Annotated in this window: 27 protein-coding genes; 15 read left to right on the top strand and 12 right to left on the bottom strand. The window is 72.7% G+C overall.

What is annotated here, in order from left to right; all coding sequences use genetic code 11:
* Nucleotides 1-41: 41 nt before the first annotated feature.
* The gene (locus ACIQNG_RS04845; protein ID WP_401482616.1) at nucleotides 42-701 is read right to left on the bottom strand and encodes a Crp/Fnr family transcriptional regulator; all 660 of its coding nucleotides are present in this window, start codon (nucleotides 699-701) and stop codon (nucleotides 42-44) included.
* 181 nt (nucleotides 702-882) lie between these two features.
* Between ACIQNG_RS04845 and ACIQNG_RS04840 the strand changes: the two genes are divergently transcribed.
* Complete coding sequence (locus ACIQNG_RS04840) at nucleotides 883-2,130, top strand: phosphodiester glycosidase family protein (protein ID WP_401482615.1); 1,248 nt, start codon at nucleotides 883-885, stop codon at nucleotides 2,128-2,130.
* 60 nt (nucleotides 2,131-2,190) lie between these two features.
* Here the strand turns inward: ACIQNG_RS04840 and ACIQNG_RS04835 are convergent, their stop codons facing one another.
* From ACIQNG_RS04835 to ACIQNG_RS04810, 6 genes are all read right to left on the bottom strand, one after another.
* Complete coding sequence (locus ACIQNG_RS04835; RefSeq protein ID WP_401431296.1) at nucleotides 2,191-2,385, bottom strand: hypothetical protein; 195 nt, start codon at nucleotides 2,383-2,385, stop codon at nucleotides 2,191-2,193.
* Nucleotides 2,386-2,577: 192 nt separating this feature from the next.
* Nucleotides 2,578-3,438, bottom strand: coding sequence for a phosphatidylinositol-specific phospholipase C/glycerophosphodiester phosphodiesterase family protein (locus ACIQNG_RS04830; protein ID WP_401482614.1), 861 nt, complete (start codon nucleotides 3,436-3,438; stop codon nucleotides 2,578-2,580).
* A gap of 197 nt (nucleotides 3,439-3,635) precedes the next feature.
* Nucleotides 3,636-4,712 carry an acyl-CoA dehydrogenase family protein gene (locus ACIQNG_RS04825; protein ID WP_401482613.1) on the bottom strand — a complete coding sequence of 359 codons (1,077 nt, stop codon included), beginning with the start codon at nucleotides 4,710-4,712 and terminating at the stop codon, nucleotides 3,636-3,638.
* Nucleotides 4,709-5,905, bottom strand: a complete 1,197-nt coding sequence (locus ACIQNG_RS04820; protein WP_401482612.1) for an acyl-CoA dehydrogenase family protein — start codon at nucleotides 5,903-5,905, stop codon at nucleotides 4,709-4,711. Before ACIQNG_RS04820 ends, ACIQNG_RS04825 begins: the two co-directional genes overlap by 4 nt.
* On the bottom strand, nucleotides 5,902-6,939 hold the full coding sequence (locus tag ACIQNG_RS04815; protein WP_401483033.1) for an NADPH:quinone oxidoreductase family protein: 1,038 nt from the start codon (nucleotides 6,937-6,939) through the stop codon (nucleotides 5,902-5,904). Before ACIQNG_RS04815 ends, ACIQNG_RS04820 begins: the two co-directional genes overlap by 4 nt.
* A 211-nt stretch (nucleotides 6,940-7,150) precedes the next feature.
* Complete coding sequence (locus ACIQNG_RS04810; RefSeq protein ID WP_401431304.1) at nucleotides 7,151-7,735, bottom strand: helix-turn-helix domain-containing protein; 585 nt, start codon at nucleotides 7,733-7,735, stop codon at nucleotides 7,151-7,153.
* A gap of 92 nt (nucleotides 7,736-7,827) precedes the next feature.
* On the opposite strand from ACIQNG_RS04810, the gene ACIQNG_RS04805 reads away from it, so the two are divergent.
* The 8 genes from ACIQNG_RS04805 (at nucleotide 7,828) to ACIQNG_RS04770 (ending at nucleotide 15,695) form a co-directional block, all read left to right on the top strand.
* Nucleotides 7,828-8,856, top strand: coding sequence for an NAD(P)/FAD-dependent oxidoreductase (locus tag ACIQNG_RS04805; protein WP_401482611.1), 1,029 nt, complete (start codon nucleotides 7,828-7,830; stop codon nucleotides 8,854-8,856).
* Nucleotides 8,857-8,885: 29 nt separating this feature from the next.
* Nucleotides 8,886-10,478, top strand: coding sequence for an ATP-dependent DNA ligase (locus ACIQNG_RS04800; protein ID WP_401482610.1), 1,593 nt, complete (start codon nucleotides 8,886-8,888; stop codon nucleotides 10,476-10,478).
* Complete coding sequence (locus ACIQNG_RS04795; protein WP_401431312.1) at nucleotides 10,475-10,939, top strand: NUDIX domain-containing protein; 465 nt, start codon at nucleotides 10,475-10,477, stop codon at nucleotides 10,937-10,939. The genes ACIQNG_RS04800 and ACIQNG_RS04795 overlap by 4 nt, the downstream gene beginning before the upstream one ends.
* 101 nt (nucleotides 10,940-11,040) lie before the next feature.
* Nucleotides 11,041-12,426, top strand: a complete 1,386-nt coding sequence (locus ACIQNG_RS04790; protein WP_401482609.1) for an NADP-dependent succinic semialdehyde dehydrogenase — start codon at nucleotides 11,041-11,043, stop codon at nucleotides 12,424-12,426.
* Nucleotides 12,427-12,451: 25 nt separating this feature from the next.
* Nucleotides 12,452-12,688: a DUF6213 family protein gene (locus tag ACIQNG_RS04785; protein WP_401431317.1), complete on the top strand. Its 237-nt coding sequence runs from the start codon at nucleotides 12,452-12,454 to the stop codon at nucleotides 12,686-12,688.
* A gap of 146 nt (nucleotides 12,689-12,834) precedes the next feature.
* A complete protein-coding gene (locus ACIQNG_RS04780; RefSeq protein ID WP_401431431.1) occupies nucleotides 12,835-13,944 on the top strand; it encodes a type III polyketide synthase in 1,110 nt (369 codons plus the stop codon).
* Nucleotide 13,945: 1 nt separating this feature from the next.
* The gene (locus ACIQNG_RS04775) at nucleotides 13,946-15,166 is read left to right on the top strand and encodes a cytochrome P450 (RefSeq protein WP_401482608.1); all 1,221 of its coding nucleotides are present in this window, start codon (nucleotides 13,946-13,948) and stop codon (nucleotides 15,164-15,166) included.
* Between the two features lie 7 nt (nucleotides 15,167-15,173).
* Nucleotides 15,174-15,695, top strand: a complete 522-nt coding sequence (locus ACIQNG_RS04770; RefSeq protein ID WP_401431322.1) for a cupin domain-containing protein — start codon at nucleotides 15,174-15,176, stop codon at nucleotides 15,693-15,695.
* Between the two features lie 137 nt (nucleotides 15,696-15,832).
* Here the strand turns inward: ACIQNG_RS04770 and ACIQNG_RS04765 are convergent, their stop codons facing one another.
* Entirely contained in the window at nucleotides 15,833-17,059 is a 1,227-nt protein-coding gene (locus ACIQNG_RS04765; protein ID WP_401482607.1) for an acyl-CoA dehydrogenase family protein, read from the bottom strand.
* A 169-nt stretch (nucleotides 17,060-17,228) separates the two neighbouring features.
* On the opposite strand from ACIQNG_RS04765, the gene ACIQNG_RS04760 reads away from it, so the two are divergent.
* Complete coding sequence (locus tag ACIQNG_RS04760; protein ID WP_401431328.1) at nucleotides 17,229-17,870, top strand: TetR family transcriptional regulator; 642 nt, start codon at nucleotides 17,229-17,231, stop codon at nucleotides 17,868-17,870.
* A 112-nt stretch (nucleotides 17,871-17,982) separates the two neighbouring features.
* Here the strand turns inward: ACIQNG_RS04760 and def are convergent, their stop codons facing one another.
* Nucleotides 17,983-18,519 (bottom strand): peptide deformylase, encoded by a 537-nt coding sequence (gene def / locus ACIQNG_RS04755; RefSeq protein ID WP_401482606.1) that lies wholly within the window; start codon nucleotides 18,517-18,519, stop codon nucleotides 17,983-17,985.
* 143 nt (nucleotides 18,520-18,662) lie between these two features.
* Here def and ACIQNG_RS04750 point away from each other — a divergent pair, with 143 nt between their 5' ends.
* The 5 genes from ACIQNG_RS04750 (at nucleotide 18,663) to ACIQNG_RS04730 (ending at nucleotide 23,153) form a co-directional block, all read left to right on the top strand.
* Entirely contained in the window at nucleotides 18,663-19,901 is a 1,239-nt protein-coding gene (locus ACIQNG_RS04750; protein ID WP_401431333.1) for a MurT ligase domain-containing protein, read from the top strand.
* A 32-nt stretch (nucleotides 19,902-19,933) separates the two neighbouring features.
* A complete protein-coding gene (locus tag ACIQNG_RS04745; protein ID WP_401431336.1) occupies nucleotides 19,934-20,665 on the top strand; it encodes a type 1 glutamine amidotransferase in 732 nt (243 codons plus the stop codon).
* Between the two features lie 176 nt (nucleotides 20,666-20,841).
* Nucleotides 20,842-21,867, top strand: a complete 1,026-nt coding sequence (locus tag ACIQNG_RS04740) for a 6-phosphofructokinase (RefSeq protein ID WP_401431338.1) — start codon at nucleotides 20,842-20,844, stop codon at nucleotides 21,865-21,867.
* A gap of 99 nt (nucleotides 21,868-21,966) precedes the next feature.
* Entirely contained in the window at nucleotides 21,967-22,917 is a 951-nt protein-coding gene (locus ACIQNG_RS04735; RefSeq protein WP_401431340.1) for a cytochrome c oxidase assembly protein, read from the top strand.
* A gap of 68 nt (nucleotides 22,918-22,985) precedes the next feature.
* Nucleotides 22,986-23,153, top strand: coding sequence for a hypothetical protein (locus ACIQNG_RS04730; RefSeq protein ID WP_401431343.1), 168 nt, complete (start codon nucleotides 22,986-22,988; stop codon nucleotides 23,151-23,153).
* 16 nt (nucleotides 23,154-23,169) lie between these two features.
* Here the strand turns inward: ACIQNG_RS04730 and ACIQNG_RS04725 are convergent, their stop codons facing one another.
* The 3 genes from ACIQNG_RS04725 to ACIQNG_RS04715 are packed head-to-tail and all read right to left on the bottom strand — an operon-like array spanning nucleotide 23,170 to nucleotide 26,457.
* Nucleotides 23,170-24,375, bottom strand: coding sequence for a sensor histidine kinase (locus ACIQNG_RS04725; RefSeq protein WP_401482605.1), 1,206 nt, complete (start codon nucleotides 24,373-24,375; stop codon nucleotides 23,170-23,172).
* Complete coding sequence (locus tag ACIQNG_RS04720; protein ID WP_401431348.1) at nucleotides 24,372-26,084, bottom strand: cation acetate symporter; 1,713 nt, start codon at nucleotides 26,082-26,084, stop codon at nucleotides 24,372-24,374. Before ACIQNG_RS04720 ends, ACIQNG_RS04725 begins: the two co-directional genes overlap by 4 nt.
* A 16-nt stretch (nucleotides 26,085-26,100) precedes the next feature.
* A complete protein-coding gene (locus ACIQNG_RS04715) occupies nucleotides 26,101-26,457 on the bottom strand; it encodes a hypothetical protein (protein ID WP_401431433.1) in 357 nt (118 codons plus the stop codon).
* Nucleotides 26,458-26,491: the final 34 nt, after the last annotated feature.

Below are 26,491 nucleotides of genomic sequence, written 5' to 3'. Positions count from 1 at the left end.
GCGGAAGCAGACCGGGCGTGACCTGGGTCACAGTCCTGGGGTCAGACGCCGACGGCGTCCGCCAGCAGCCTCCTCAGCCCTTCGACGTCGGTCACCCGGACGCGGTTCTTCGCCGCCTCGACCCGTTCGGGGCCCAGCTGGGTGAGCGCCTTGCTGACGGAGCCCCGGCCGACACCGATGTGCTGGGCCAGTTCCTCCCTGGTGAGCGCGAAGGTGTCCTCGCCGTCCGAGATCTCGACCAGCCGCACCAGCGCGACGGCCAGCCGCTCATGGACGGCTCCGTCGTAGACCTCGGTCTGCTCGCGCAGCCGGCCCGACGCGAGCACGGCGAGCGGATACGCCAACTGCTGCGTGACGACGAACCGCCGGAAGTCCTCGGCGAGGATCAAGGACGCTTTGCATGTGCTTACGGTCCGTACGTCGGCCAGCCGCTGCCCGCCCTCCTGGAGGGAGGCCATCTCCCCCAGGATCTCGCCCGGTCCGCGAAACGCGAGCAACCGCTGCCTGCCGTCCCGGTCGGTCCGGACGACCTTCACCAACCCACTGGTCAAGGCGAGCACATGGCTTCCTTCGGCGCCCTGCTGCAACAAGGTTCGGTCGGCCGGGTAGGGCCGGGAGGGATAGCGCGTCAGCTCCGCCCACGCCTGCTCCGAGACCAGATCCCGGAGGGTCCTCACCGAGTACGAGGGTTCTTCGCTCATGCGATCACGCTAGGCGACACGGGGCCGAGCGGGTAGGGGCGTATTCGCCGCACTGTACGCCGTTCCGTTACTGGTTCACGCCCCTTCCGCCAGGGTCACCCGTACCGTCTCCGCCCTCTGGTTCACTTCCCCTGCTTCTTGGGACAGTTGACCGGCTGACGGGACTTCAGGGGGGATCGGTGTGACGTCGGAACGGCCCCGCCGCACGGCGGCGAGAGCGACGGTGGCGGTGCTCGCCGCGTTCGGTGTGTTCAGCGGCGCGGTTCTCGCGGGGGCGGCGCCCGCCGGAGCGAGTGCGGACACCGCGGTACGGGTCGCGCCCGGTGTCCGCTACGAGTGGCGGGATGTCGCGGTGGCGCAGGGAGCCGCCCGGGTCCATGTCCTGAGCGTCGATCTGCGTGACCCGCGGGTCGCGGTCGACCTGCTGCACCCGGGGAAGGTGGCCGCGCGGGACACGGTCTCGCGGATGGCCGACGCGCAGGGGGCCGTGGCGGGGGTCAACGGGGACTTCTTCAACATCACCGAGACCCAGCATCCGGGCGTGGAGGCGACCGGCGCGAGTGTCGGTCCCGCGATCGCGCACGGCCTGCCCCTGAAGGGGGCCGTACCGGACGGGCAGCGGTTCGGGCCGGCGCTGCCGCCGGGCACCACGACCGAGGACGTGCTGGGCGTCGGCCGGGACGGCAGGGCCCGCCTGGACCGGCTCACCCTCCGGGGGACGGTCAGCGCCGGGGCGGATCGGCTGCCGCTCGGCGGGCTCAACCAGTACGCGCTGCCCGTCGGTTCCGTCGGGGCGTACGACAAGGAGTGGGGCTCCGTGTCCCGGCTGCGCGCGACCTGCGGCACGGACACCGACCGGGCCGCGCCGTGCAGCGCCGAGACCTACGAGGTGACGGTCCGCGGTGGTCGCGTCGTCGCCGTCGCCGAGCGCCCGGGCGGCGGGGAGATCCCGGCGGGGACCACCGTGCTGGTCGGCCGGGAGGCGGGCGCGCACCGGCTGCGGGAGGTGGCGGTGGGCGAGCGGGTGGAAGTGCGGTACCGGCTGGTGCCGTCGGTGTCCCGGCAGCCGTACCGGATGGCGGTGGGCGGATACCCGGTACTGCGGGACGGGCTGCCGCTGCCGGGGCTCGACGACCGGACGGCGGCCGTGCGGACGGCGGCGGGCATCGCGGACGCCGGCCGACGGCTGCTGCTGGTCTGCGTGGACGGCGCGCCCGGTCGGGCCGGACTCACCGTCGCCGAAGTCGCCGGGTTTCTGCGGGGGGTGGGCGCCCTGGACGGGTTCAACCTGGACGGCGGGGGTTCCTCGACGCTGGTCACGCGTGAGCCCGGCGCCGGCTCCGTCGTCGTACGGAACCGTCCGGCCGGAAGCGCGGAGCGTCCCGTCGCCAACGGGATCGGGATCCACTCCGCGGCCGGGGGCTCCTGAACCGGGGCTCCTGAACCGGGGCTCCCCCGGCCGGTCGGGGGAGAGGCGAGACGGGCCGGTTCAGGGCCGCAGGCTGCTGACGATGTCCGCCGTCGCCGTCATCCCGCTGTAGATCGTGGGCGCCACGCTCGTCCCCGCCAGCGAGAAGCCCAGCAGGGCGCAGACGATCGCGTGGGAGATCTTCAGCCCCCCGCTGCGCAGGAAGACCACCGCCAGGATGAACAGCAGCAGCGTCGCAGAGATGGAAACAGCCATCGTGAACCTCCTCCGCCACGTCCGTTTCGCGGCGTTCGGCCGCAAGTGTGGCGTAGCGGAGGGGTCATTCGGGCGGCTTACCTGTCCGCCGATCGTGTGGACTTTCCGACGAACGGCGACGGCGGGGCGGACGGGACGCACGGGACGGACGGGGCGCGGGGCCGGACCCCGGACGGGAGGCCCGAGGGCCGGCTAGGTGTGGGCGTTCAGGAAGGCTTCCAGGCCCGCCAGGTCGTCGGTGTTGATGTGGTCCACGTCGGCGGCGAGGAGTTCGGTCCACAGCGCGTCCCGGGCCGGGCCCGCGAGGTCCGGGGTCGCCCAGAACCGCACCTTCTGCCGACGCGCGTGCGCGGCGTCGACGATCGTCCGGAGTTTCCGCCGCTCCGCCGCCGGGAACTCGCCGACGCCCCGCCAGGTGAAGTGGAGCGTCCAGTTGTCGCTGACCAGGGGGAGGAAGGAGGACTTCGCGGGGCCGCCGAGGTCGGCCAGCCGGCCGTCGTAGAAGGCGCGGCGCACGGACTGCGCCTCCATCGGCACCCGGGCCGCCCGGTCGCCGGAGACGACGGCCGTGACCGCGCCGCGGTGGACCCGGCCGTGGGCGTAGGTCGTGAACAGGTGCTTGTACCGCTTGAGGTGGCGGTCGAGTGCGAGGTAGGTCGACGCGCCCTCCGTCTTGATGTCGATCAGCAGTTGGAGGGGGGTGGGGTGGCCGCGGTACACCGAGCCGCGGTTGGCCTTGACGCGCGCGGCGAGCGGGTCGAGGTAGAGGGACTCCAGGGTGCGGGCGGGGTCGAGGTCCACGGGGTCGTGGGCGACGAGGAGTTGGTCGCCGATCAGGTGGATGTCGGCCTCGACGCTGCCGAAACGGTGGCCGAGGGCGTCGAGCAGGGGCCGCGGGTGCTCGTAGTCGTTGTGGGCGTGGGCCCGCCACAGCGGGCGGGGGCGGCTGGGCCTGTTCTCGCCCGCGAGGGCGGTGGCGCCGGGCAGCGCGAGCGAGCCTGCAAGGGCGACGCCGAGGGTGGTGAGGGCTCTGCGGCGGGTGGTGAGGGCCATGCTCTGCCTCCCTGGTGGGGAACTCCGGACGGAACCGCACAGGAGTATGCGCCGCCGGGGCCCGCAAGTGACAGACGGGGAGCGGGAGTTGTCCTGACCGCCGTCGGGTGTTCACTTCATCGGCGCGGCGCGCACCGGAAGGCCCGCCCCAGGTGGGACGGGCTTCAGGGGGCCGGAGAGCGGGGCGGGCCCGGGCGTCAGGGGGCCGGGAGGTCCACCAGTGCCGCCACGTGCTCGCGGTGCGCGCCCGCGGTCCCGTAGGCGATCGAGTCCGCCTTGGCCCGCTTCAGATACAGATGGACGGGGTGTTCCCAGGTCATGCCGATGCCGCCGTGCAGTTGGAGGGCCTCTTCGGCGGCCCGTACGGCGACGGGTGCCGCGTACGCCTGGGCGACCGCGACGGCGACGTCCGTGTCGTGGCCGGTGGCCAGCGCGTCGGCCGCCGCGCGGGAGGCGGCACGCAACTGGACCACCTCCAGCCAGAGCTGGGCGAGCCGGTGCTTGAGCGCCTGGAAGCCGCCGACGGGCCGGTTGAACTGCTTGCGCTCCTTCAGATGGCGGACCGTCTCGGTCAGGGACCACTCGGCGACGCCCAGTTGCTCGGCGGCGAGCAGTCCGGCCCCGGCGCGCAGGGCACGGCGTACGGCGGGCTCGGCGGCGCCCACCCGGCGGCCGGGCGCGGCGCGCAGCGTCACCGTGGCGACGGGGCGGGTGAGGTCCAGCGACACCTGCGGGGTGACGGTGGCGTCCGCAGCGTCCACCGCGTAGAGCCCGCCGTCGTCCGCGGGCACGAGCAGCACCTCGGCCGCCGTCGCGTCGGCGACTGCGGTCACCGCGCCGTGCAGGGTGCCGTGCTCGTGCCGTACGGCGGTGAAGGCGGCGCCGGGTGCGTGGTGCAGACCGACGGTGAGGGCGCCGACAGCCCGGCCGGAGGCCAGCCGGGTGAGCGGCTCGGCGGAGTCGTCGCAGGCCAGCAGGGCCTCGGTGGCGACGACGGCGCTGGTGAGATAGGGGACGGGTGCCACGGCCCGCCCCAGTTCCTCCAGGACGACGGCGGCCTCCCGGTGCGAGGCGCCCTGACCGCCCCGCTCCTCGGGGACCAGCAGTCCGGCCAGGCCCATGCCCTCGGCGAGGGACTTCCACACGGTGAGGTCGTGGGGTGTGTCGGTCTCGGTGCGGGCGAGCACGGCGGCGGTGTCGCAGTGGTCGGTGAGCAGGTCCCGTACGGCCGACCGCAGGAGGTCTTCCTCCGCCGAGTACAGCAGATCGGTCATCGGGCCAGGTCCTTCCAGGCGACGTCCTTGTCGGTGCGCGGTTCGGCGGGCAGTCCGAGGACCCGTTCGGCGACGATGTTCAGCAGGATCTCGCTGGTGCCGCCCTCGATGCTGTTGCCCTTGGAGCGCAGATAGCGGTACCCGGCGTCGCGGCCGGTGAAGTCGACCAGTTCGGGCCGGCGGGGGGTCCAGTCGTCGTACAACAGTCCTTCCTCGCCGCGCAGTTCCACCTCCAGGGCGCTGATCTCCTGGTTGAGGCGGGCGAAGGTGAGTTTCATGCCGGCGCCCTCGGGGCCGACCTGTCCGGCGGAGAGCTGCTGGCGCAGGCGTTCGCCGGTGAGCCGGGCGACCTCGGCCTCCACCCACAGCTTCAGCAGCCGCTGGTGGAGGTCGTGGGTGCGCAGTGCGGGGCGTTCGCGCCAGGTCTTCGCGACCGGGGCGATCATGCCGCCCTCGCGGGGCAGTCGCATGCCGCCGATGGCGACGCGCTCGTTGTCGAGGGTGGTCCGGGCGACCCGCCAGCCGTCACCGACCTCGCCGAGGCGGCGGGTGTCGGGGATGCGGACGCCGGTGAGGAAGACCTCGTTGAACTCGGCCTCGCCGGTGATCTGCCGCAGCGGGCGGACCTCCACGCCCGGGTCGGTCATGTCGCAGAGGAAGTAGGTGATGCCCTGGTGCTTGGGCACCTCCGGGTCGGTGCGGGCGAGGAGTATGGCCCAGCGGGCGAGATGGGCGCTGGAGGTCCACACCTTCTGCCCGTCCACCACCCAGTCGTCGCCGTCGCGGACCGCCCGGGTGCCGAGCGCGGCCAGGTCGGATCCGGCGCCGGGCTCGCTGAAGAGCTGGCACCACACCTCCTCCCCCACCCACAGGGGCCGCAGATAGCGCCGTTTCTGTTCCTCCGTGCCGTGTCTCAGGATCGTCGGCGCGGCCATGCCGAGGCCGATGCCGATGCGGCGCGGGTCGTTGTCCGGGGCGCCCGCGGCGGACAGCTCGGCCTCCACGACGGCCTGGAGCGCGCGCGGGGCACCCAGTCCGCCGAGGCCCTCCGGGAAGTGCACCCAGGCGAGCCCGGCGTCGAAACGGGCCCGGAGGAAGTCGTCGCGGGCGGTGGCGGCGGGCGGATGCGCGGCGAGCAGTTCGGCGGTACGGCGGCGGAGTTCGGCCGTACGGGATTCGGCGGCGTCGGTCATGAGGCGGCTCCCGCGTCCGGGTCCGCTGCGGCTCCTGCTTCCGCGTCCGCTGCGGCTCCCGCTCCCCCTGTCCTGCCCGCTCCCGGCATCACCGCGATCCGCCCGGTGGTCACCCCGTCGGCCACCCGCTGCACCGCGTCCGCGGCGCCGTCGATCGGGACCCGTTCGCTGACCAGCGGTCTGATGGCGCCGCGTGCGGCGAGTGCGGTGAGCTGCTCGTGGCAGTGCCGGACCAGCTCGGGCTTCTTGGTGTTGTACAGGCCCCAGTGCAGTCCGAGGATCGAGTAGTTCTTCAACAGGGCGTGGTTGAGCGCGGGGCGCGGTACGGTCCCGCCGGCGAAGCCGACGACCACGATCCGGCCCTCGAAGGCGACGACCTTGGCGGACTGTTCGTAGGCGGTGCCGCCGACCGGGTCGTACACGACGTCGGCGCCGTGACCGCCGGTGGCCTCCTTGACGGCGGCGATCACCTCCTCGCCGCGCCGGTCGATCACCACGTCACAGCCCAGTTCGCGGGCGACGGCGGCCTTCTGCGCGCCGCCGACGACACCGATCACGGTGGCGCCGGCCGCCTTGCCCAGTTGGACGGCGGCGCTGCCGACCCCTCCGGCGGCGGCGTGGACGAGGAGGGTCTCCCCGGCTTGGAGGGCGGCGCGGCGGTGGAGGGCGAACCAGCCGGTCTGGTAGCCGATGTGGAGCGCGGCGGCCTCGGCGTCGTCCAGTGAGTCCGGCGCGGGCAGCAGGGCGGCGGGGTCCGCGACGGCGTACTCGGCGAAACCCCCGAAGGGCAGGGCGGGGGTGGCGAGGACCCGGCGGCCGTCCTCGGTCTCGCCGCAGATCTCCACGCCCGGGGTGAACGGCAGCGGCGGCCGGACCTGGTACTGGCCCCGGCACAGCAGCGCGTCGGGGAAGTTGACATTGGCGGCGCGCACCCTCAGCAGGACCTGGCCTTCGCCGGGGACGGGCCGCTCGGTGTCCCGCAGCCGCATCACCTCGCTCGGCTCACCGTTCTCCTGTACCTGCCATGCCTGCATGCGGGCCTCCAGCGGGTCTGCTCGGTCGGAACCGGTCTCGCTGCGCATACTAAGCAGTCGCTTGCCGCCGAGGGAACAGCCACCCCACACAGGCGCCCCCGCCCCCGGGGCGGCCCCGGGGGCGGACCCGGCCCCACCCCGGGCGAACCTGGCCCCGTCCCGGGCGGACCCGGCCCCGTCCCAGGCGGACCAGACCCCCGCGCCCCACCCCTCAGCCGCCCCCGCCCGCCCGCTTCGGTCGGGCCCGTACATGGATCCGCTCGCCCTGCGGGCCGAACAGGCTCAGGAACTCCACGGCTTCGTCGCCGACCGCGCCGAACCAGTGCGGTACGCGGGTGTCGAACTCGGCCGCCTCCCCCGCCGTGAGAACCAGGTCATGCTCGCCGAGGACCAGCCGCAGCCGCCCCGACAGCACATACAGCCACTCGTACCCCTCGTGGGTGCGCGGCTCCGGTGGCGCGCTGCGCGGCTGCTCCAGCACCTTGAACGCCTGGAGTCCGCCGGGCTGCCGGGTGAGCGGGAGATAGGTCCGCCCGTAGCGCTCGATCGGTTTGGCCCGGACCCGGGGGTCGCCGACCGGAGGCGCCCCGACCAGTTCGTCCAGCGGCACCTGGTGGGCCTGCGCGATGGGCAGCAGCAGTTCCAGACTGGGTTTGCGCAGCCCGGACTCCAGCCGCGAGAGGGTGCTCACCGAGATCCCCGTCGCCTCGGCCAGCGCCGAGAGCGTCACCTCCCGCTCCTTGCGCACCTGCCGCAGCCGCGGCCCCACCCCGGACAGCACCTCTTCCGTACTCATGGCTCCACCTTCATGAACCTATTGCAGTTTCGGCAAACAGATTTGTCAATACCGCGAGGTTCGGCGACCGTCGGAGGCGGAGGTGGTCACCCATGACCGAGACAAACGGCGAGACGGCCGACACCCGCACCGAGCCCCACGACAGGGACACCGAGCCCTATGAGGCGATCGTGATCGGCGGCGGGGCGGCCGGGCTGTCCGCCGCGCTGATCCTGGGCCGCGCACGGCGCCGCACCCTGGTGGTCGACGCGGGCGCGCCGCGCAACGCGCCGTCCGCGCACATGCAGGGCTTTCTGACCCGGGACGGCATGTCACCGGCCGAGTTCCTGGCGCTCGGGCGGGAGGAGATCGCCCGGTACGGGGTGGTGGACCTGGTCCGTGACCGGGCCGTGGACGTCACCCGGGACGCCGACGGCCCGGAGGGGGCGGCAGCGGGCGCTGACGGCCGCGGGAGTTTCCGCGTGACGCTGGCGAGCGGCGGCACCGTCCGTGCCCGGCGGCTGGTCGTCACCACCGGCCTCAAGGACGAGTTGCCGGCCGTGCCGGGGCTGGCCGCGCGGTTCGGCAACGATGTGCTGCACTGCCCGTACTGCCATGGCTGGGAGGTCCGCGACCGGGCGTTCGGCGTACTGGCGACCGGCCCGCAGAGCGTGCACCAGGCGCTGATCGTGACCCAGTGGTCGAAGGACGTCACCTTCTTCCTGCACACGGTCGCGGAGGCCGACCTGTCCGAGCTGGATCTGCGCCGGCTGGCGGCGGCGGGCGTGCGGCTGGTGCCCGGCGAGGTCGCCGAGGTGCTGGTCACGGACGACCGGCTGACCGGCGTACGGCTCACGGGCGGTTCGTCGCACGCGGTGGAGGTGCTGTTCACCGCGCCGCGCCCCGTTCCGCGGACGGAACTGCTGGAGCGGTTGGGGGCCGAGCTGGACGAGACCCCGTTCGGCGCGTACCCGGTGGTCGACTTCACGGGGCAGACCTCGGTGCCCGGCGTGTGGGCGGCGGGCAATGCGGCGGGCTTCGCCGAGCAGGTCGCCAACGCGGTCGGCGCCGGCTACCGCGCGGGCTCGGCGCTCAACGGCGACCTGCTGATGAGCGACCTGGACGCCGCCGCCGGGGTGTGACCGGCCCGCCCCCGAGGCACCATGGCCAGATGCTGCTGAACCGGCTGGCCCAGGTGTCCCGGGAGGTCGCGGCCACCTCGGCCCGCTCCCGCAAGATCGCGCTGCTCGCCGGGTTGTTCCGGGAGGCGGACGCCGAGGACGTGCCCGTCGTCATCCCGTATCTCGCGGGCCGGCTGCCCCAGGGCCGGCTCGGCGTCGGCTGGAAGCTGCTGAGCCGGCCCGTGCCCCCGGCCGCCGAGCCGACGCTGACGGTACGTGGGACGGACGCCGCGCTCACCACCCTGGGCGGGGTCACGGGGCCCGGTTCGCAGGCGGAGCGGGCGCGGCTGCTCGCGGAGCTGATGGGCGCGGCGACCGAGGAGGAGCAGCGGTTCCTGTTCGGGCTGATCACCGGTGAGGTGCGGCAGGGGGCGCTGGACGCGGTGGCCGTCGAGGGGCTGGCCGAGGCGACCGGGGCGCCCCCGGCCGAGGTGCGGCGGGCGGTGATGCTCGCCGGTTCCCTGCAACCGGTCGCGCGGGCCCTGCTCGGCGAGGGCCCGGCCGCGCTCGTCCGGTTCCGGCTCACGGTCGGCCGCCCGGTGCAGCCGATGCTCGCGCAGAGCGCGTCCTCGGTCGCCGAGGCCGTGGAGAAGCTGGGGGCGTGCGCGGTGGAGGAGAAACTCGACGGGATCCGGGTCCAGGTGCACCGCGACGGCCCCGACGTACGCCTGTACACCCGCACCCTGCACGACATCACGGAACGCCTGCCCGAGGTGACCTCCGCCGTCCTCGCGCTGCCCGGCGAGCGGTTCGTCCTGGACGGCGAGGTGCTGGCCCTCGGCCCCGACGGCCGTCCCCGTTCCTTCCAGGAGACGGCGGGACGGGTGGGTTCCCGGGTGGACGTGGCGACGGCCGCCGAGTCGGTCCGGGTCTCGCCGGTCTTCTTCGACGCGCTCAGCGTCGAGGGCCGTGACCTGCTGGACCTGCCGTTCGTGGAGCGGCACGCGGCGCTGGCCGCGCTGGTGCCGGAGCCGCTGCGGGCACGCCGGACAGTGCTGACCGGCCCCGGGAACCCCGGCAGCCCCGCGAGTCCCGGAACCCCCGGAACCCCCGAGCACCCCGAGGGCGTCGCCGCCGCCGAGGCGTTCCTCGCCGAGACCCTCGCGCGCGGCCACGAGGGCGTCGTCGTGAAGTCCCTGGACGCGCCCTACAGCGCCGGACGGCGCGGCGCGTCCTGGCTGAAGGTCAAGCCCGTACACACGCTCGACCTGGTGGTGCTGGCCGCCGAGTGGGGCCACGGCCGCCGTACCGGCAAGCTCTCCAACCTGCATCTGGGCGCCCGCGCCGCGGACGGCTCGCTCAGCATGCTCGGGAAGACGTTCAAGGGCATGACCGACGCGATGCTGACCTGGCAGACCGAACGGCTCCAGGAGCTGGCCGTGACCGAGGAACGCTGGGGCGTGACCGTACGCCCGGAACTGGTCGTGGAGATCGCCTACGACGGTCTCCAGCGCTCCACCCGCTATCCGGCCGGGGTCACCCTGCGCTTCGCCCGCGTGGTGCGCTACCGCGAGGACAAGCGGCCCGAGGAGGCGGACACCGTGGAGACCCTGCTGGCCGCGCATCCGGAGCTGCGGCCGTGACGGGGCGGCGCAGCGCCGGTCTGCTGCTGTACCGGCGCACCGGCCGGGGCGTCGAAGTGCTGCTGGGCCATATGGGAGGGCCGTTCTTTGCGCGGAAGGACGCCGGGGCGTGGACCGTGCCGAAGGGCGAGTACGAGCCGGACGAGCCGGCCTGGGACGCGGCGCGGCGGGAGTTCGAGGAGGAGCTGGGGCTGGCGCCGCCGGACGGCGACGCGGTGCCGCTGGGCGAGGTGCGGCAGAGCGGCGGGAAGGTCGTGACGGTGTGGGCGGTGGAGGCCGATCTCGACCCGGCGGACGTGGTGCCGGGGACCTTCACCCTGGAGTGGCCCCCGCGCTCGGGCCGTACCCGGGAGTTCCCCGAGCTGGACCGGGTGGCGTGGTTCGGGCCGGACGAGGCCCGGGCGGTGCTCGTGAAGGCGCAGGCCGCGTTTCTGGATCGGCTGGCCGAGCACACGGCCTGACCGGCGGCGACGGGGGTACCCGGCTCGGAGGAACGGCCACGCGTTGCGGCCGATGGCACCGCGCGGGAAGGTCGTAACACAGACGCTCCAGGAGGTCGGCCATGCCCATCGCGACGGTGAACCCGGCGAACGGCGAGACGCTGAAGACGTACGAGGCCATGGGCGCCGAGGAGATCGAGCGCCGGCTCCAGCTCGCCACCGCCACGTTCCGCACGTATCGCGAGAGCACCTTCACGGACCGTTCGGGCCTGCTGGTGCGGGCGGCGAACGTGCTGGACGAGGACCGTGAGTCCGTGGCGCGGGTGATGACCACCGAGATGGGCAAGCCGATCGCGCAGGCGCGAGCCGAGGCGGCCAAATGCGCGAAGGCGATGCGGTGGTACGCCGAGCGGGCCGAGTCGCTGCTGGCGGACGAGGTGCCGGCCGACGCCGACGTGGAGGACTCGGGGGCCTCGCTGGTGCGGGTGCGCTACCGGCCGCTGGGCCCGGTGCTCGCGGTGATGCCGTGGAACTTCCCGCTGTGGCAGGTGATCCGCTTCGCCGCGCCCGCGCTGATGGCGGGCAACGTGGGGCTGCTCAAGCACGCCTCGAACGTGCCGCAGACCGCCCTGTACCTGGAGGATCTCTTCCACCGGGCGGGCTACCCCGAAGGCTGCTTCCAGACACTGCTGATCGGCTCCGGCGCGGTGGACGAGATCCTGCGCGACGAGCGGGTCAGGGCGGCCACCCTGACCGGCAGCGAGCCCGCCGGGCGGGCGGTCGCGGCCACCTCCGGCGAGATGATCAAGAAGACGGTGCTGGAGCTGGGCGGCAGCGATCCGTTCGTGGTGATGCCCTCGGCCGATCTGGACCGGGCCGCGCGGGTCGCGGTGACGGCACGGGTCCAGAACAACGGGCAGTCGTGCATCGCCGCGAAGCGGTTCATCGTCCACACGGATGTCTACGACGCCTTCGCCGAGCGTTTCGCCGCGGGCATGCGGGCGCTGACCGTGGGCGACCCGCTGGTGGAGGAGACCGAGGTCGGGCCGCTCGCCACCGAACAGGGGCGGGCCGACCTGGAGGAACTGGTGGACGACGCGCGGCGCGGCGGGGCGGCGGTGCTGTGCGGAGGTGAACGTCCGGAGGGCGAGGGCTGGTACTACCCGCCGACCGTGCTGGCCAGGATCACCCGGGAGATGCGCGTCCACCGCGAGGAGGCGTTCGGCCCGGTGGCGACGCTGTACCGGGCCGGGGACCTGGACGAGGCCGTGCTCATCGCCAACGACTCCCCGTTCGGACTCAGCTCCAATGTGTGGACGCGGGAGGAGCGCGAGGTCGAGCGGTTCGTACGGGATCTGGAGGCGGGCGGGGTGTTCGTCAACGGGATGACCTCCTCGCATCCGGCGTTCCCGTTCGGCGGGGTCAAGCGGTCGGGGTACGGGCGTGAGCTGTCCGGGCACGGAATCCGGGAGTTCTGCAACATCACGACCGTTTGGCACGGTCGGTGACGGCCGCGCGGCTACCATCGCGTTTGTGAACCGCGAAGTGACCCTGCCGCTGATCGTCGACGACCGCGGGGCCCTGCACGTGGCTGCCGCCGATGTGAGCAAGCTGCTGCGCACGGTCGGAGGGCGGTGGCTGCGGCTGGTGGAGGCCGGTGAGGACGGGCTCGACGAGGACACCGTGGCCGCTCTGACCATCGAGCTGGCCAAGCTCGCCGACCGGATCGACGTGGCCTGCATCGCCCACAGCAGCGGACAGCGGGACTAGGCCGGGGCCTGGAGACGCCGTCGCGGACCGGTGGGAGCTGTTCACCCCTGGGGGTTGTCCGTCCCCGGGACGGAGTAGTCCGGCGCGAGATCGGCGGGCCGCGGGGTGATCGTGGGGTCATCACCTCTCGTGGGGTGAACCACCCTCTGACCGGGGGCCCAGAGCCTTCCGGACGGCGAAAGCAGGCACGGTTCATGGCGACTTTGTGCAGACCCACAGTGTCCGTCCCCGAGCATGTGATCACGATGGAGGAGACGCTGGAACTCGCGCGCCTCCGCCACGCCGATCACCCCCAACTGCCGCTGGCCCTCCGGCTGATCGAGAACACCGGGGTCCGGACCCGGCACATCGTCCAGCCCATCGAGGAGACCCTGAAACACCCCGGGTTCGAGCAGCGGAACAAACTCTACGAGTCGGAGGCCAAGGCCCGGGTGCCCGCGGTGGTGCAGCGGGCCCTGGACGACGCCGAGCTGCTCACCTCGGACATCGATGTGATCATCTACGTCTCGTGCACGGGCTTCATGATGCCCTCGCTCACGGCGTGGCTGATCAACGAGATGGACTTCGACAGCACCACCCGTCAGCTCCCCATAGCCCAGCTGGGCTGTGCGGCCGGCGGCGCGGCGATCAACCGCGCCCACGACTTCTGCACGGCCTACCCCGACGCCAACGCGCTCATCGTGGCCTGCGAGTTCTGCTCGCTGTGCTACCAGCCCACCGACATCAACATCGGCTCGCTGCTCTCCAACGGACTGTTCGGCGACGGGGTCGCCGCCGCCGTGGTGCGCGGCCGGGGCGGCACGGGCGTCGAGCTGGAGCGCAACGGCTCGTACCTGATCCCCAAGACCGAAGAGTGGATCATGTACGACGTCCGCGCCACCGGGTTCCACTTCCTGCTGGACAAGCGGGTGCCGGCCACGATGGAGCCGCTGGCGCCGGCCCTCCAGGACCTCTCGGGGCTGCACGGCTGGGACGCCGCGGACCTGGACTTCTACATAGTCCACGCGGGCGGTCCCCGCATCCTCGACGACCTCAGCAAGTTCCTCCAGGTCGACCCGCACGCCTTCCGGTTCAGCCGGGCGACGCTCACCGAGTACGGCAACATCGCGAGCGCGGTGGTGCTGGACGCGCTGCGCCGGCTGTTCGACGAGGGCGGTCCCGAGCACCGGGCGCGCGGGCTGCTCGCCGGGTTCGGTCCCGGCATCACCGCGGAGATGAGCCTCGGCCGCTGGCGCGGCATCCAGGAGACGGTGTGAGATGAGCGAAGAGACCGAGACGATCACCGAGACCGCTCCCCCGGTCCGGCAGTGGCCCGCCCTCGATCTGACCGGCGTCGACTTCGACCCGGTGCTGCGCCGGCTGATGAACGAGGGCCCGGTCACCCGGATCCAGCTCCCCAACGGCGAGGGCTGGGCCTGGCTGGTCACCCGGTACGACGACGTACGGCTGGTGACCAACGACCCGCGCTTCAGCCGTGAGGCGGTCATGGACCGGCCGGTCACCCGGCTCGCCCCGCACTTCATCCCGGCGCGGGGCGCGGTCGGTTTCCTCGATCCGCCCGACCACAACCGGCTGCGCCGCTCGGTGGCGGCGGCGTTCACCGCGCGCGGGGTGGAACGGGTGCGGGAGAAGTCCCGGCGGATGCTGGACGAGCTGGTGGACGAACTGCTGCGGGCCGGTCCGCCCGCCGATCTGACGGCGACGGTGCTCAGCCCCTTCCCCATCGCCGTGATCTGCGAGCTGATGGGGGTCCCGGCGGCCGACCGGCACGGGATGCACACCTGGACGCAGCTGATCCTGTCCTCCTCGCACGGCGCCGAGGTCAGCGAGCGGGCCAAGGAGGAGATGGGCGCCTACTTCGCCGATCTCATCGGGGCGCGCGAGAACAGCACGGGCGCGGATGTGACGTCGCTGCTGGGCGCGGCGGTGGGCCGCGGTGAGGTGACGCTCCAGGAGGCGGTGGGTCTCGCGGTGCTGCTGCAGATCGGCGGTGAGGCGGTCACCAACAACAGCGGGCAGATGTTCTATCTGCTGCTGACCCGCCCGGAGCTGGCCGAGCGGCTGCGCGCCGAGCCGGAGATCCGCCCGCAGGCCATCGACGAACTCCTGCGCTACATCCCGCACCGCAACGCGGTGGGCCTGTCGCGGATCGCGACGCAGGACGTCGAGATCCGCGGTCACACCGTCCGTGCGGGGGACGCGATCTATGTGTCCTATCTGGCCGCCAACCGGGACCCGGAGATCTTCCCCGACCCGGAGACCATCGACTTCGGCCGCAGTCCCAATCCGCATGTCGCCTTCGGTTTCGGGCCGCACTACTGCCCCGGCGGGATGCTGGGCCGGCTGGAGTCGGAGCTGCTGGTGGACGCGCTGCTGGACCGGCTTCCGGGGCTGCGGCTGGCGGTCGCGCCCGAGGAGGTGCCGTTCAAGAAGGGCGCTCTGATCCGGGGTCCCGAGGCCCTGCCCGTCACCTGGTGAGCGGCCGATGACCGCCACGGAGGGGTTGCTGGTGCCGCCCGGCCACGGCCGGGTGGTGCAGACGCCCGCCCAGCATGTGACGTTCAAGGTCACCGGCTCCCACTCCCGGACGGCCTCCACCTTCGAGGTGCTCGTGCCGCCCGGCTTCGACGTGGGCGCGCATGTGCACACCCGCAGCGAGGAGCTGTTCTACGTCCTGGAGGGCGAGCTGGACGTGCTGGCCTTTGAACCGCGGATCCGTACGCCCGACCACTGGCAGCGGTGGGAGTCCACCTCCGGCAGCCGGGTGGTGCGGGCGACGCCGGGCACGGTCATCGTCGTACCGCCGGGCTGCCCGCACGCGTTCTCGAACCCGACGGACACCCCGGCGAAGATGTTCTTCCAGGCGTCCCCGCCGCCGGACCACGAGCGGTACTTCGAGGAACTGCTGGAGATCCTCTCCGACGGCGGTCCCCCGGACCACGCGGCGATCGAGGCGCTGCGGGCGCGCTACGACATCGAGCAGCTCACGCCCCTGAAGCACCGCTGACGGGCGGGACGGACCCGGGCCGGTCCGCCGGCCGCGGCCGGCTTCGGTCGGGCTGCCGCCGTACGACCTGGACGCGGGCGCGGTCGGCCTGACCATCCGTCGGCGGCGCGTGCGGTGCTCGCCCGCGTCGGCGCGGGCTACCGGATGGGGACGCCGGAGAGGGTGCGGGCGATGACCAGGCGCTGGATCTCGCTGGTGCCCTCGAAGATGGTGTAGATCGCGGCGTCCCGGTGCATGCGCTCGACCGGGTACTCCCGGGTGTAGCCGTTGCCGCCGAGGATCTGGATGGCCTGGCCGGTGACCTTCTTGGCGGTCTCGCTCGCGAAGAGCTTGGACATCGAGCCCTCGGCCGCCGTGAACGGCTTGCCGTTGACCGCCATCCAGGAGGCCCGCCACACCAGCAGCCGGGCCGCGTCGATGGAGGTGCGCATGTCGGCGAGCTGGAAGGCGACACCCTGGTTGTCGATGATGGGCCGACCGAACTGCTCGCGGGTGAGGGCGTAGTCGAGCGCGACCTCGTAGGCGGCGCGGGCGGTGCCGACGGCCATGGCGCCGACGGCGGGCCGGGACGCCTCGAAGGTGGCCATCGCCGCGTTCTTCACCCGCTCGCCGCCGGTGCGGGCCTTCTCCCGGGCGCGGGCGAGGCGTTCGTCCAGCTTCTCCTTGCCGCCGAGCAGACAGGAGCCGGGGACGCGGACGCCGTCCAGGACGACCTCGGCGGTGTGCGAGGCGCGGATGCCGTGCTTCTTGAACTTCTGGCCCTGGCCGAGCCCCGGGGTGCCCGCCGGGACGATGAAGGACGCGTGGCCCTTGGAGCCGAGGTCGGGGTCCACGACGGCGACGACGACATGGACGTTGGCGATCCCGCCGTTGGTCGCCCAGGTCTTGGTGCCGTCGAGCACCCACTCGTCCTTGGCCTCGTCGTACACGGCGCGGGTGCGCATGGCGGCCACGTCGGAGCCGGCGTCCGGTTCGGAGGAGCAGAACGCGGCGACCTTGACGTCGTCGGCGTCGCCGTACATCTGGGGGATCCAGGTGCCGATCTGTTCCTCGGTGCCGTTGGCGAGGACGCCCACCGCGGCGAGGCCGGTGCCGACGATGGAGAGGGCGATTCCGGCGTCCCCCCAGAACAGTTCCTCCATGGCCATCGGGATGCCGAGGCCGGTGGGGTCGAAGTACTGCTGGGCGTAGAAGTCGAGGGAGTAGATGCCGACCTTGGCGGCTTCCTGGATCACCGGCCAGGGGGTCTCCTCACGCTCGTCCCACTCGGCCGCCGCGGGACGGATGACGTCGGCGGCGAAGCCGTGCAGCCAGTCCCGGACCTCCTTCTGTTCGTCGCTCAGCTCCATGGTGAACTCGGCCATGACCCCTCCAGCGGCACCCAGGCAAGTTACTTGCGGTAACCGCAGTCTGTTACCGGTGGGTAGGAAAAGTCAACTCACGGACAGCACCCGGCAGCCCGTTCGATGCGACAGCGCCCATCAGTGTTAGTTTGCGCGAGCGTCACCGAATCAGCACGGGTGGGGAGAGCACATGGACACCACGCAGCGGACCGAACAGCAGCGGTCGGCCGACCGCCGCCGGCGTGAGTTGCTGGAGGCCGCCGACCGGGTCGTGCTCCGGGACGGTCCACAGGCGTCGATGAACGCGATCGCCGCGGAGGCGGGCATCACCAAGCCGATTCTGTATCGCCACTTCGGCGACAAGGGCGGGCTTTACGCGGCCTTGGCCAAAAGGCATACCGACGCGCTCCTGGCCTCGCTGCGGGCGGCCCTCGGCGCCCCCGCCGAACGCCGGGAGCGGGTGGAGGCGACGCTCGACACCTACCTCGCCGCGATCGAGGCCCGGCCCCAGGTGTACCGGTTCCTGATGCACCCCGCCGACGGCTCCCCCTCCGAGCAGGGCTTCGACGTCGGCAAGCACTCGGCGCCCCTGCTGCGGCGGATGGGCGAGGAGTTGGGCCAGGTCATCGAGGAACGAGTGGACCTCGGGCCGAGCAGCCATGAGCTGGCGCGGGTGTGGGGGCACGGGATCGTCGGCATGATGCACGCCGCGGGTGACTGGTGGCTGGGCGAAAGGCCCTGCTCCCGACAGGAGTTGGTCAGGTCGCTGGCCGACCTGCTGTGGGGGCGTCTCGCCGCCGCGGCGGACCGGGTCGGGGGGCCCGGGTTCTGACGGTCGCGGTGCGTCCGCGGGTGCCGTCGCGGCCGGTCACGCGGTTCCCCGCGCCCCCGAGACACCGGGCGCGGGGAACCGCGCAGAAAGCCACGGCGGCACCCGCGCCCCCTCACCCCCACGGCGCCCGCGCGACCTGCCGGCGCACCTTCCGGCGGCGCCACCCCGTCAGCCGGTCCACATACACCCGCCCCTCCAGATGGTCGTACTCATGCTGAAGGCACCGCGCGAAGAACCCCGTCCCGTGGACCCTGACCGGCTCGCCCGTCATCGTGAACCCCTCGACCACCGCGTGGTCGTACCGCTCCGTCCCCGCCTCCAGCCCCGGCAGCGACAGACAGCCCTCCGGACCCCGCACCACCACGCCGTCCACCTCCACGAGACGGGGGTTGACGACATGTCCGAGGTGACGTACGTCATCGTCGTCGGGGCAGTCGTACACGAACACCCGCCGCGCCTCGCCCACCTGGTTCGCGGCCAGACCGACCCCCTGGGCGGCGTACATCGTCGCGAACAAGTCCTCCACGAGGCGGATCAGTTCGGGGCCGGACCCGGTGACTTCCGTGCAGGGTGTGTGAAGGAGCGGGTCCCCGAGCAGGGTGAGGGGCCGGACGCGCCCGTGGGCCCCCGGAATCGAACCGTGTCGCATGAACGAAGGGTACGGTTCGTTCCGCCCCCGTCCGCCGCGCAGGCCGCGATTCGGGCAGGTGAGTGTTGCTCGATAGGCTGAGGCCACACCACGTTGCCGTAAGGCGTTAGGCGCGGCGCGTTCGCAAGGAGGATCGAGAACTGATGGCAGGCAACTCGGACCCGCTCACGCCGCGGGCCAAGCTCGCCGTGACCGCGGGCAAGGCGGTCGCGGCAGCATCGCGCGCCGCGGGACGCGGCAGCGGTTCGGTGATCGGCGGCAAGGTGGCCCTCAAGCTCGACCCCGACCTCCTGGCCCGGCTCGCCCAGAACCTGGATGTGACGCTGGTCTCGGCGACCAACGGCAAGACCACCACGACCCGGCTGATCGCCGAGGCCCTGCGGGCGGCCGGTCCGGTCGTCTCCAACGCGCTCGGCGCCAACATGCCGGCCGGCATCACGTCGGCGCTGGCGGGCGGCTCGGAGTCGAAGTTCGGGGTCATCGAGGTCGACGAGAAGTATCTCGCCGGGGTCGCCCGGGACACCGACCCGAAGTGCATCGCCCTGCTGAACCTCTCGCGCGACCAGCTGGACCGCGCCGCCGAGACCCGGATGCTCGCGGAGAACTGGCGGGAGGGGCTCGCCGGGTCGAAGGCCGTGATCGTGGCCAACGCCGACGACCCGCTGGTGGTGTGGGCCGCCTCCTCGTCGCCGAACGTGATCTGGGTCGCGGCCGGTCAGATGTGGAAGGACGACGCCTGGTCCTGCCCGTCGTGCGGCGGGGTGATGCAGCGCCCCGGCGACGACTGGTTCTGCGGCCAGTGCGGCTTCCGCCGGCCGGTGCCGAGCTGGGCGCTCTCCGGCGACCATGTGCTCGACCCGCACGGCTCGGCCTGGCCGATCCACCTCCAGCTGCCGGGCCGGGCCAACAAGGCCAACGCGGCCACGTCCGCCGCCGTCGCCGCCGTGTTCGGGGTGCCGCCGCAGGTGGCGCTGGAGCGGATGTACCAGGTGCAGGCGGTGGCCGGCCGCTACGACGTGGTCAGCTTCCTCAACCGGGATCTGCGGCTGCTGCTGGCGAAGAACCCGGCCGGCTGGCTGGAGACGTTCTCGCTGATCGACCCGCCGCCCACCCCGGTGATCCTCTCGGTGAACGCGCGCGGCGCCGACGGCACGGACACCTCCTGGCTGTGGGACGTGGACTACACCCGGCTGACCGGGCACCCGATCTTCGTGGTCGGCGACCGCAGACTCGACCTCGCGGTCCGCCTGGAGGTGGCCAACCAGCACTTCCAGGTCTGCGACACCGTGGACCAGGCCGTGCAGATGGCGCCGCCCGGCCGGATCGAGGTCATCGCCAACTACACCGCCTTCCAGGACCTGCGCCGCCGCGTCGGCAACTGAGCACACCACCGAGCACAGGGGACTCACACTTCATGAGCGACAACAGCCTGCGGATCGTCTGGATCTACCCCGACCTGCTCAGCACCTACGGCGACCAGGGCAATGTCCTCGTCGTGGAGCGACGGGCACGCCAGCGCGGCCTGGACGTGGCCCGGCTGGACGTACGGAGCGACCAGCCGATCCCGACCTCCGGTGACATCTATCTGATCGGCGGCGGCGAGGACCGGCCGCAGCGGCTCGCGGCCGAGCGGCTGCGCCGGGACGGCGGACTGCACCGGGCGGTGGGCAACGGGGCGATCGTGTTCTCGGTGTGCGCCGGGTACCAGATCCTCGGCCATGAGTTCATCAACGACCTGGGGCAGCGCGAGCCCGGCCTCGGTCTGCTCGATGTGATCTCCACGCGCGGCGAGGGCCAGCGGTGTGTCGGGGATGTGCTCGGGGACATCGACCCCCGGCTCGGGCTGCCGCCGCTGACCGGCTTCGAGAACCACCAGGGCATCACCCATCTGGGCCCCAGCGCCCGCCCGCTCGCCCAGGTGCGGTTCGGCAACGGCAACGGCACCGGCGACGGCACCGAGGGCGCGTTCAACGACACGGTCTTCGGCACCTACATGCACGGCCCGGTGCTGGCCCGCAATCCGCTGATCGCCGATCTGCTGCTGAAGCTGGCGCTGGACGTGAACGCGCTGCCGCCGACCGACGACCGCTGGTACGAGGCCCTGCGCGGCGAGCGCATCGCCGCCGCCCAGCAGCAGCCCGCGTAGGGAACCGGCCCGGGTGGGGCGGGGGCCCGTCTGACGGGGTGTCCGCACAGGTGAGCGCGGCCGTCCAGCTGTCGGACGCCCGCTACGGCACCGGCCCCCGCTGCCGCTAGGGTGGCCGGGATCGAGCCGGACAGTGTGGTCCGGACCCGGCCCACGTCGAGAAGGTTCTTCGGGCTATGCGCATTGGTGTCCTCACGTCCGGCGGCGACTGTCCCGGTCTGAACGCCGTCATCCGGTCCGTCGTACACCGTGCGGTGGTCGACCACGGTGACGAGGTCATCGGCTTCCGCGACGGCTGGAAGGGCCTCCTGGAGTGTGACTGGCTCAAGCTCGACCTGGACGCGGTGGGCGGCATCCTCGCCCGCGGCGGCACGATCCTCGGCTCCTCCCGGGTCCGTCCCGAGCATCTGCGCGACGGGGTGGAACGCGCCAAGGGGCATGTCGCCGAGCTGGGGCTCGACGCGATCATCCCGATCGGCGGCGAGGGCACGCTGAAGGCGGCCCGGCTGCTGTCGGACAACGGGCTGCCCATCGTGGGTGTGCCGAAGACGATCGACAACGACATCGCGGTCACCGATGTGACCTTCGGCTTCGACACCGCCGTGACCGTCGCCACCGAGGCGCTCGACCGGCTGAAGACCACCGCCGAGTCGCACCAGCGGGTGCTGATCGTGGAGGTCATGGGCCGGCACACCGGGTGGATCGCGCTGCACTCCGGGATGGCGGCCGGCGCGCACGCCGTCGTGGTGCCCGAGCGGCCCTTCGACATCGAGGAGCTGACCGCGAAGGTCGGTGAGCGGTTCGCGGCGGGCAAGCGCTTCGCGATCGTGGTGGCCGCGGAGGGCGCCAAGCCGAGGTCCGGCACCATGGCGTTCGACGAGGGCGGCAAGGACGTGTACGGGCACGAGCGGTTCGCCGGGGTCGCCCGTCAGCTCGCCATCGAGCTGGAGGGACGGCTGGGGAAGGAAGCGCGGCCGGTGATCCTCGGCCATGTGCAGCGGGGCGGGACGCCGACGGCGTACGACCGGGTGCTGGCCACCCGGTTCGGGTGGCACGCGGTCGAGGCGGCGCACCGGGGTGAGTTCGGACGGATGACGGCACTGAAGGGCACGGAGATCGTGACGGTCTCGCTGGCCGAGGCCGTGGAGACCCTGAAGACGGTGCCGTCGGACCGGTACGCCGAGGCGGAGTGCGTGCTCTAGCTCGTCCGGATCCGCCCCCGGTGACATCCGTCGCCGGGGGCGGTTCTAGTCTGTGGGGCGGACGATTTCGTACAACCCCCACGAATCAGGAGCCGGCAGATGGATCACAGCGGGCACGGCATGGACATGGATCTGGCGCCGTTCACGCTGGGGCGGGGGCTTCAGTGGTCGCCCGATCCGTTCTTCCTCGTCGCCTGTCTGGTGGGGCTCGGGCTGTACGCCTGGGGGGTCGTACGGCTGACGCGGCGCGGGGACAAGTGGCCGGTCGGGCGGACCGTGGCGTTCGCCGCCGGGGTGCTGAGCATCGCGCTGGTGATGTGCACCAAGCTGAACGACTACGGGATGGTCATGTTCAGCGTGCACATGGTGCAGCACATGGTGATCAGCATGCTGTCGCCGATCCTGATCCTGCTCGGCGCGCCGATCACCCTCGCGCTGCGGGCGCTGCCGCCCGCCGGGCGGGGCCGCACGGGGCCGCGTGAGCTGCTGCTCGCGCTGCTGCACAGCCGGTACATGCGGATCGTGACGCATCCGGTGTTCACGATCCCGCTGTTCATCGCGAGCCTCTACGGTCTGTACTTCACTCCGCTGTTCGACTTCCTGATGGGGTCGAAGCCGGGGCACATCGCGATGATGGTGCACTTCCTCGCCGTCGGTCTGGTCTTCTTCTGGCCGATCATGGGCGTGGACCCGGGTCCGCACCGGCCGGGCTATCTGATGCGGATGCTGGAGCTGTTCGCGGGCATGCCGTTCCACGCGTTCTTCGGCATCGCGTTGATGATGGCGTCGACCCCGATGGTGAAGACGTACGAGAACCCGCCCGCGTCGCTCGGTATCGACGCGCTGTCGGACCAGAACGCGGCGGGCGGGATCGCCTGGGCGTTCAGTGAGATCCCGTCGGTGCTGGTGCTGATCGCGCTGATCTTCCAGTGGTACGCGTCGGACCAGCGGCAGGCCAGGCGCACGGACCGGGCCGCGGACCGGGACGGGGACAAGGAGCTGGCGGCGTACAACGCCTATCTGGCGTCCCTGAACGCGCGCGGTCGCTGAGGCGCGGGCCCCGGATCGGCGGAACCGGGGCACCATGGAGGGGAACGAGTCATGAGGAGGGTGTTGCGATGCCCGGTTCCACGGACGGTTCCACCAAGACCATGGGGGTGCTCACCGTCGGCGGTCTCGTCGCGGTGACGGCCTACACGGTAGCGCTCGGCTCCAACGGCTGGCTCTGGTTCGGCTGGGTGGTGCTGGGGCTGATCACGCTCGGCATGGTCGCCACCCGGGGCTGACGGCGGGCGGTCCGGGTCACTGCCCGGGCAGTCCGCGGGCCGAGTGCACGCCCGGCTGGTACTTGGGCAGCCGGGCGGTGATCTTCATTCCGGCGCCGGCCGCGGTCTCGATCACGAGGCCGTGGTCGTCGCCGTAGACCTGGCGGAGCCGGTCGTCGACGTTGGACAGGCCGATGCCGCCGGAGGGGCTGACCTCACCGGCGAGGATGCGGCGCAGCGCGTCCGGGTCCATGCCGGCGCCGTCGTCCTCGATGACCACGAGCGCCTCCGCGCCCGCGTCCTGGGCGGTGATGCTGATCCGGCAGGTGGTGGTGCGGCCTTCCAGTCCGTGTTTGACGGCGTTCTCCACGAGTGGCTGGAGGCAGAGGAAGGGCAGGGCGACGGGGAGCACCTCGGGGGCGATCTGGAGGGTGACGGAGAGCCGGTCGCCGAAGCGGGCGCGGACCAGGGCGAGGTACTGGTCGATGGCGTGCAGTTCGTCGGCGAGGGTGGTGAAGTCGCCGTGCTTGCGGAACGAGTAGCGGGTGAAGTCGGCGAACTCCAGGAGCAGCTCCCGGGCGTGCTCGGGGTCGGTGCGCACGAACGAGGCGATCACCGCGAGCGAGTTGAAGATGAAGTGCGGGGATATCTGGGCGCGCAGGGCCTTGATCTCGGCCTCGATCAGCCGGGTGCGGGACTGGTCCAGGTCGGCCAGCTCCAGTTGGACGGAGACCCAGCGGGCGACCTCGCCGGCCGCGCGGACCAGGACGGCGGACTCGCGGGGCGCGCAGGCGACCAGGGCGCCGTGCACCCGGTCGTCCACGGTGAGGGGGGCGACGACGGCCCAGCGCACGGGGCAGTCGGGGGCGTCGCAGGTCAGCGGGAAGGCTTCGCCGCGGCCGGTGTCGAGGGGGCCCGCGAGGCGTTGCATGACCTCGGCGCGGTGATGGTCGCCGATGCCGTCCCAGGCGAGGACCCGGTCGGTGTCGGTGAGGCAGAGCGCGTCGGTGCCGAGGAGGGAGCGCAGCCGGGGGGCGGATCTGCGGGCGGTCTCCTCGGTGAGTCCGGCGCGCAGGGCGGGGGCGGCGAGGGAGGCGGTGTGCAGGGTCTGGAAGGTGGCGTGCTCGACGGGGGTGCCGAGTCCGGCGAGGCTGTCCGGCCGGGCGGTGCGCCGTCCCAGCCAGAAGCCGGCGGCGAGCAGGGGCAGGACGGCGACGCAGAGCCCCGCGATGAATCCGGTCATCCCTTCGCCTCCGTGCGCAGGTCCTCGGGCAGATGGAAGCGGGCCAGGATCGCCGCGGTGCCCGCGGGGACCCGGCCCGGGGTGGCGAGGGAGACCAGGATCATGGTGAGGAAGCCGAGCGGGACGGACCAGACGGCGGGCCAGGCGAGCAGGGTGTGCAGCCAGCCGGTGCCGGGGAGTCCGGCCATGGTCGTGGTGACCGCGAGGAACGCCGAGCCGCCGCCGATGAGCATGCCGGCGGCGGCGCCGTGCGGGGTGAGGCGGCGCCACCAGATGCCGAGGACGAGCAGCGGGCAGAAGGAGGACGCGGAGACGGCGAAGGCGAGGCCGACGGCGTCGGCGACGGGCAGTCCGCCGACCAGGACGCCGGCGGCGAGCGGCGGGGCCATGGCGAGGACGGTGCCGAGCCGGAAGTGGCGGACGCCGCGGGCGGGCAGCACGTCCTGGGTGAGGACTCCGGCGACGGCCATGGTGAGGCCGGATGCGGTGGACAGGAACGCGGCGAAGGCGCCCCCGGCGACCAGCGCGCCGAGCAGGTCGCCGCCCGTGCCGCCGATGATCCGTTCGGGCAGCAGCAGGACGGCGGCGTCGGCGTCGCCGGTGAGGGTGAGTTCGGGGGCGTAGAGGCGGCCGAGGGCGCCGTAGACGGGCGGCAGCAGGTAGAAGCCGCCGATGAGGGCGAGGACGGCGACGGTGGTGCGGCGGGCGGCGACGCCGTGCGGGCTGGTGTAGAAGCGGACGACGACGTGCGGCAGGCCCATGGTGCCGAGGAAGGTGGCGAGGATCAGTCCGTAGGTGGCGTACAGCGGGCGTTCCTCGCGGCCGTCGGCGAACGAGGTGGACAGTCCGCCGCCGGTGTCGTGCCGGCCGGTGGGGACCGGGTCGCCGGCGGCGAAGGTGAGCCGGGTGCCGCGTTCGACGCGGTGGGTGCCGGCGGGCAGGTGGAGCGCGGTGTCCTGGTGGCGGCGGCCGTCGACGGTGCCGTCGACCGTCACGGTCAGCGGGCTCTGGAGGCGCAGGTCGAGGGTGGCGTCGACGGTGACGCTGCGCTGCTCGCGGAAGGCGGCGGGTTCGTCGAAGGCGTGCCGGGGTGCCCCGTCGCCCTGCCAGGCGAGGACCAGGAACAGGGCGGGGACGAGGAGCGCGGTGAGCTTGAGCCAGTACTGGAACGCCTGGACGAAGGTGATGCTGCGCATGCCGCCCGCGGCGACGGTCGCGGTGACGACGACGGCGACGATCAGGCCGCCGAGGGAGTCGGGGGCGCCGGTGAGCACGGTGAGGGTGAGGCCGGCGCTCTGGAGCTGGGGCAGCAGGTAGAGCCAGCCGACGCCGACGACGAAGGCGCCCGCGAGGCGCCGTACGGTCTGGGAGGCGAGGCGGGCCTCGGCGAAGTCGGGGAGGGTGTAGGCGCCGGAGCGGCGCAGCGGGGCGGCGACGAAGAGCAGCAGGACGAGATAGCCGGCGGTGTAGCCGACCGGGTACCAGAGCATGTCGGGGCCCTGGACGAGGACGAGTCCGGCGATGCCGAGGAAGGAGGCGGCGGAGAGGTACTCGCCGCTGATGGCGGCGGCGTTGAGGCGGGGGCCGACGGTGCGGGAGGCGACGTAGAAGTCGGAGGTGGTGCGGGATATGCGCAGGCCGAAGGCGCCGACGAGGACGGTCGCGACCACCACGAGGGCGACGGCGGTGACGGTGTAGCCGGAGTTCACGCGGGTGCCACCGGCCTCAGCGGTCCCCGACCAGGCGGACGAAGTCGCGTTCGTTGCGTTCGGCGCGGCGGACGTACCAGCGGGCGAGCAGGACCAGGGGGACGTAGACGCCGAAGCCGAGGACGGCCCATTCGAGGCGGGCGTCGGGGGCGACCGAGAAGAGCAGCGGCAGCGGGGCGACCAGCAGCACGAGCACGGCGAAGACGGTGAGGGCGGCGCGGAGCTGGCTGCGCATGAGGGAGCGGACGTAGGCGTGGCCGAGGGTGGTCTGTTCGTCGATCTCGGTGCGGGGCCGGTAGTAGCCGGAGGCGCGGCGGGCGCGGCGGGGCGGGCCGGTGACGACGACCCGGCGTTCGGTGGAGTCGGGGGGCATCGTCATCGTCTCCGGGTGGGGTGGGGCGCGGGGG

The sequence above is a fragment of the Streptomyces sp. NPDC091377 genome (genome assembly GCF_044757045.1).
Classification (GTDB): Bacteria; Actinomycetota; Actinomycetes; order Streptomycetales; family Streptomycetaceae; genus Streptomyces.
Note: the sequence above shows the minus strand (reverse complement) of the source record. Positions and strands in the feature narration are given on the sequence as shown.

Excerpts from the sequence above, each read along its gene's own strand:
- ACIQNG_RS04740 (WP_401431338.1), top strand. The coding sequence starts at position 20,842 with ATGCGCATTGGTGTCCTCACGTCCGGCGGCGACTGTCCCGGTCTGAAC.
- ACIQNG_RS04750 (WP_401431333.1), top strand. The coding sequence starts at position 18,663 with ATGGCAGGCAACTCGGACCCGCTCACGCCGCGGGCCAAGCTCGCCGTG.
- ACIQNG_RS04760 (WP_401431328.1), top strand. The coding sequence starts at position 17,229 with ATGGACACCACGCAGCGGACCGAACAGCAGCGGTCGGCCGACCGCCGC.
- ACIQNG_RS04830 (WP_401482614.1), bottom strand. The coding sequence starts at position 3,438 with ATGGCCCTCACCACCCGCCGCAGAGCCCTCACCACCCTCGGCGTCGCC.
- ACIQNG_RS04775 (WP_401482608.1), top strand. The coding sequence starts at position 13,946 with ATGAGCGAAGAGACCGAGACGATCACCGAGACCGCTCCCCCGGTCCGG.
- ACIQNG_RS04725 (WP_401482605.1), bottom strand. The coding sequence starts at position 24,375 with ATGACCGGATTCATCGCGGGGCTCTGCGTCGCCGTCCTGCCCCTGCTC.
- ACIQNG_RS04825 (WP_401482613.1), bottom strand. The coding sequence starts at position 4,712 with ATGACCGATCTGCTGTACTCGGCGGAGGAAGACCTCCTGCGGTCGGCC.
- ACIQNG_RS04745 (WP_401431336.1), top strand. The coding sequence starts at position 19,934 with ATGAGCGACAACAGCCTGCGGATCGTCTGGATCTACCCCGACCTGCTC.
- ACIQNG_RS04770 (WP_401431322.1), top strand. The coding sequence starts at position 15,174 with ATGACCGCCACGGAGGGGTTGCTGGTGCCGCCCGGCCACGGCCGGGTG.
- ACIQNG_RS04730 (WP_401431343.1), top strand. The coding sequence starts at position 22,986 with ATGCCCGGTTCCACGGACGGTTCCACCAAGACCATGGGGGTGCTCACC.
- ACIQNG_RS04715 (WP_401431433.1), bottom strand. The coding sequence starts at position 26,457 with ATGCCCCCCGACTCCACCGAACGCCGGGTCGTCGTCACCGGCCCGCCC.
- ACIQNG_RS04815 (WP_401483033.1), bottom strand. The coding sequence starts at position 6,939 with ATGCAGGCATGGCAGGTACAGGAGAACGGTGAGCCGAGCGAGGTGATG.
- def (WP_401482606.1), bottom strand. The coding sequence starts at position 18,519 with ATGCGACACGGTTCGATTCCGGGGGCCCACGGGCGCGTCCGGCCCCTC.
- ACIQNG_RS04805 (WP_401482611.1), top strand. The coding sequence starts at position 7,828 with ATGACCGAGACAAACGGCGAGACGGCCGACACCCGCACCGAGCCCCAC.
- ACIQNG_RS04765 (WP_401482607.1), bottom strand. The coding sequence starts at position 17,059 with ATGGCCGAGTTCACCATGGAGCTGAGCGACGAACAGAAGGAGGTCCGG.
- ACIQNG_RS04810 (WP_401431304.1), bottom strand. The coding sequence starts at position 7,735 with ATGAGTACGGAAGAGGTGCTGTCCGGGGTGGGGCCGCGGCTGCGGCAG.
- ACIQNG_RS04800 (WP_401482610.1), top strand. The coding sequence starts at position 8,886 with ATGCTGCTGAACCGGCTGGCCCAGGTGTCCCGGGAGGTCGCGGCCACC.
- ACIQNG_RS04845 (WP_401482616.1), bottom strand. The coding sequence starts at position 701 with ATGAGCGAAGAACCCTCGTACTCGGTGAGGACCCTCCGGGATCTGGTC.
- ACIQNG_RS04790 (WP_401482609.1), top strand. The coding sequence starts at position 11,041 with ATGCCCATCGCGACGGTGAACCCGGCGAACGGCGAGACGCTGAAGACG.
- ACIQNG_RS04820 (WP_401482612.1), bottom strand. The coding sequence starts at position 5,905 with ATGACCGACGCCGCCGAATCCCGTACGGCCGAACTCCGCCGCCGTACC.
- ACIQNG_RS04835 (WP_401431296.1), bottom strand. The coding sequence starts at position 2,385 with ATGGCTGTTTCCATCTCTGCGACGCTGCTGCTGTTCATCCTGGCGGTG.
- ACIQNG_RS04735 (WP_401431340.1), top strand. The coding sequence starts at position 21,967 with ATGGATCACAGCGGGCACGGCATGGACATGGATCTGGCGCCGTTCACG.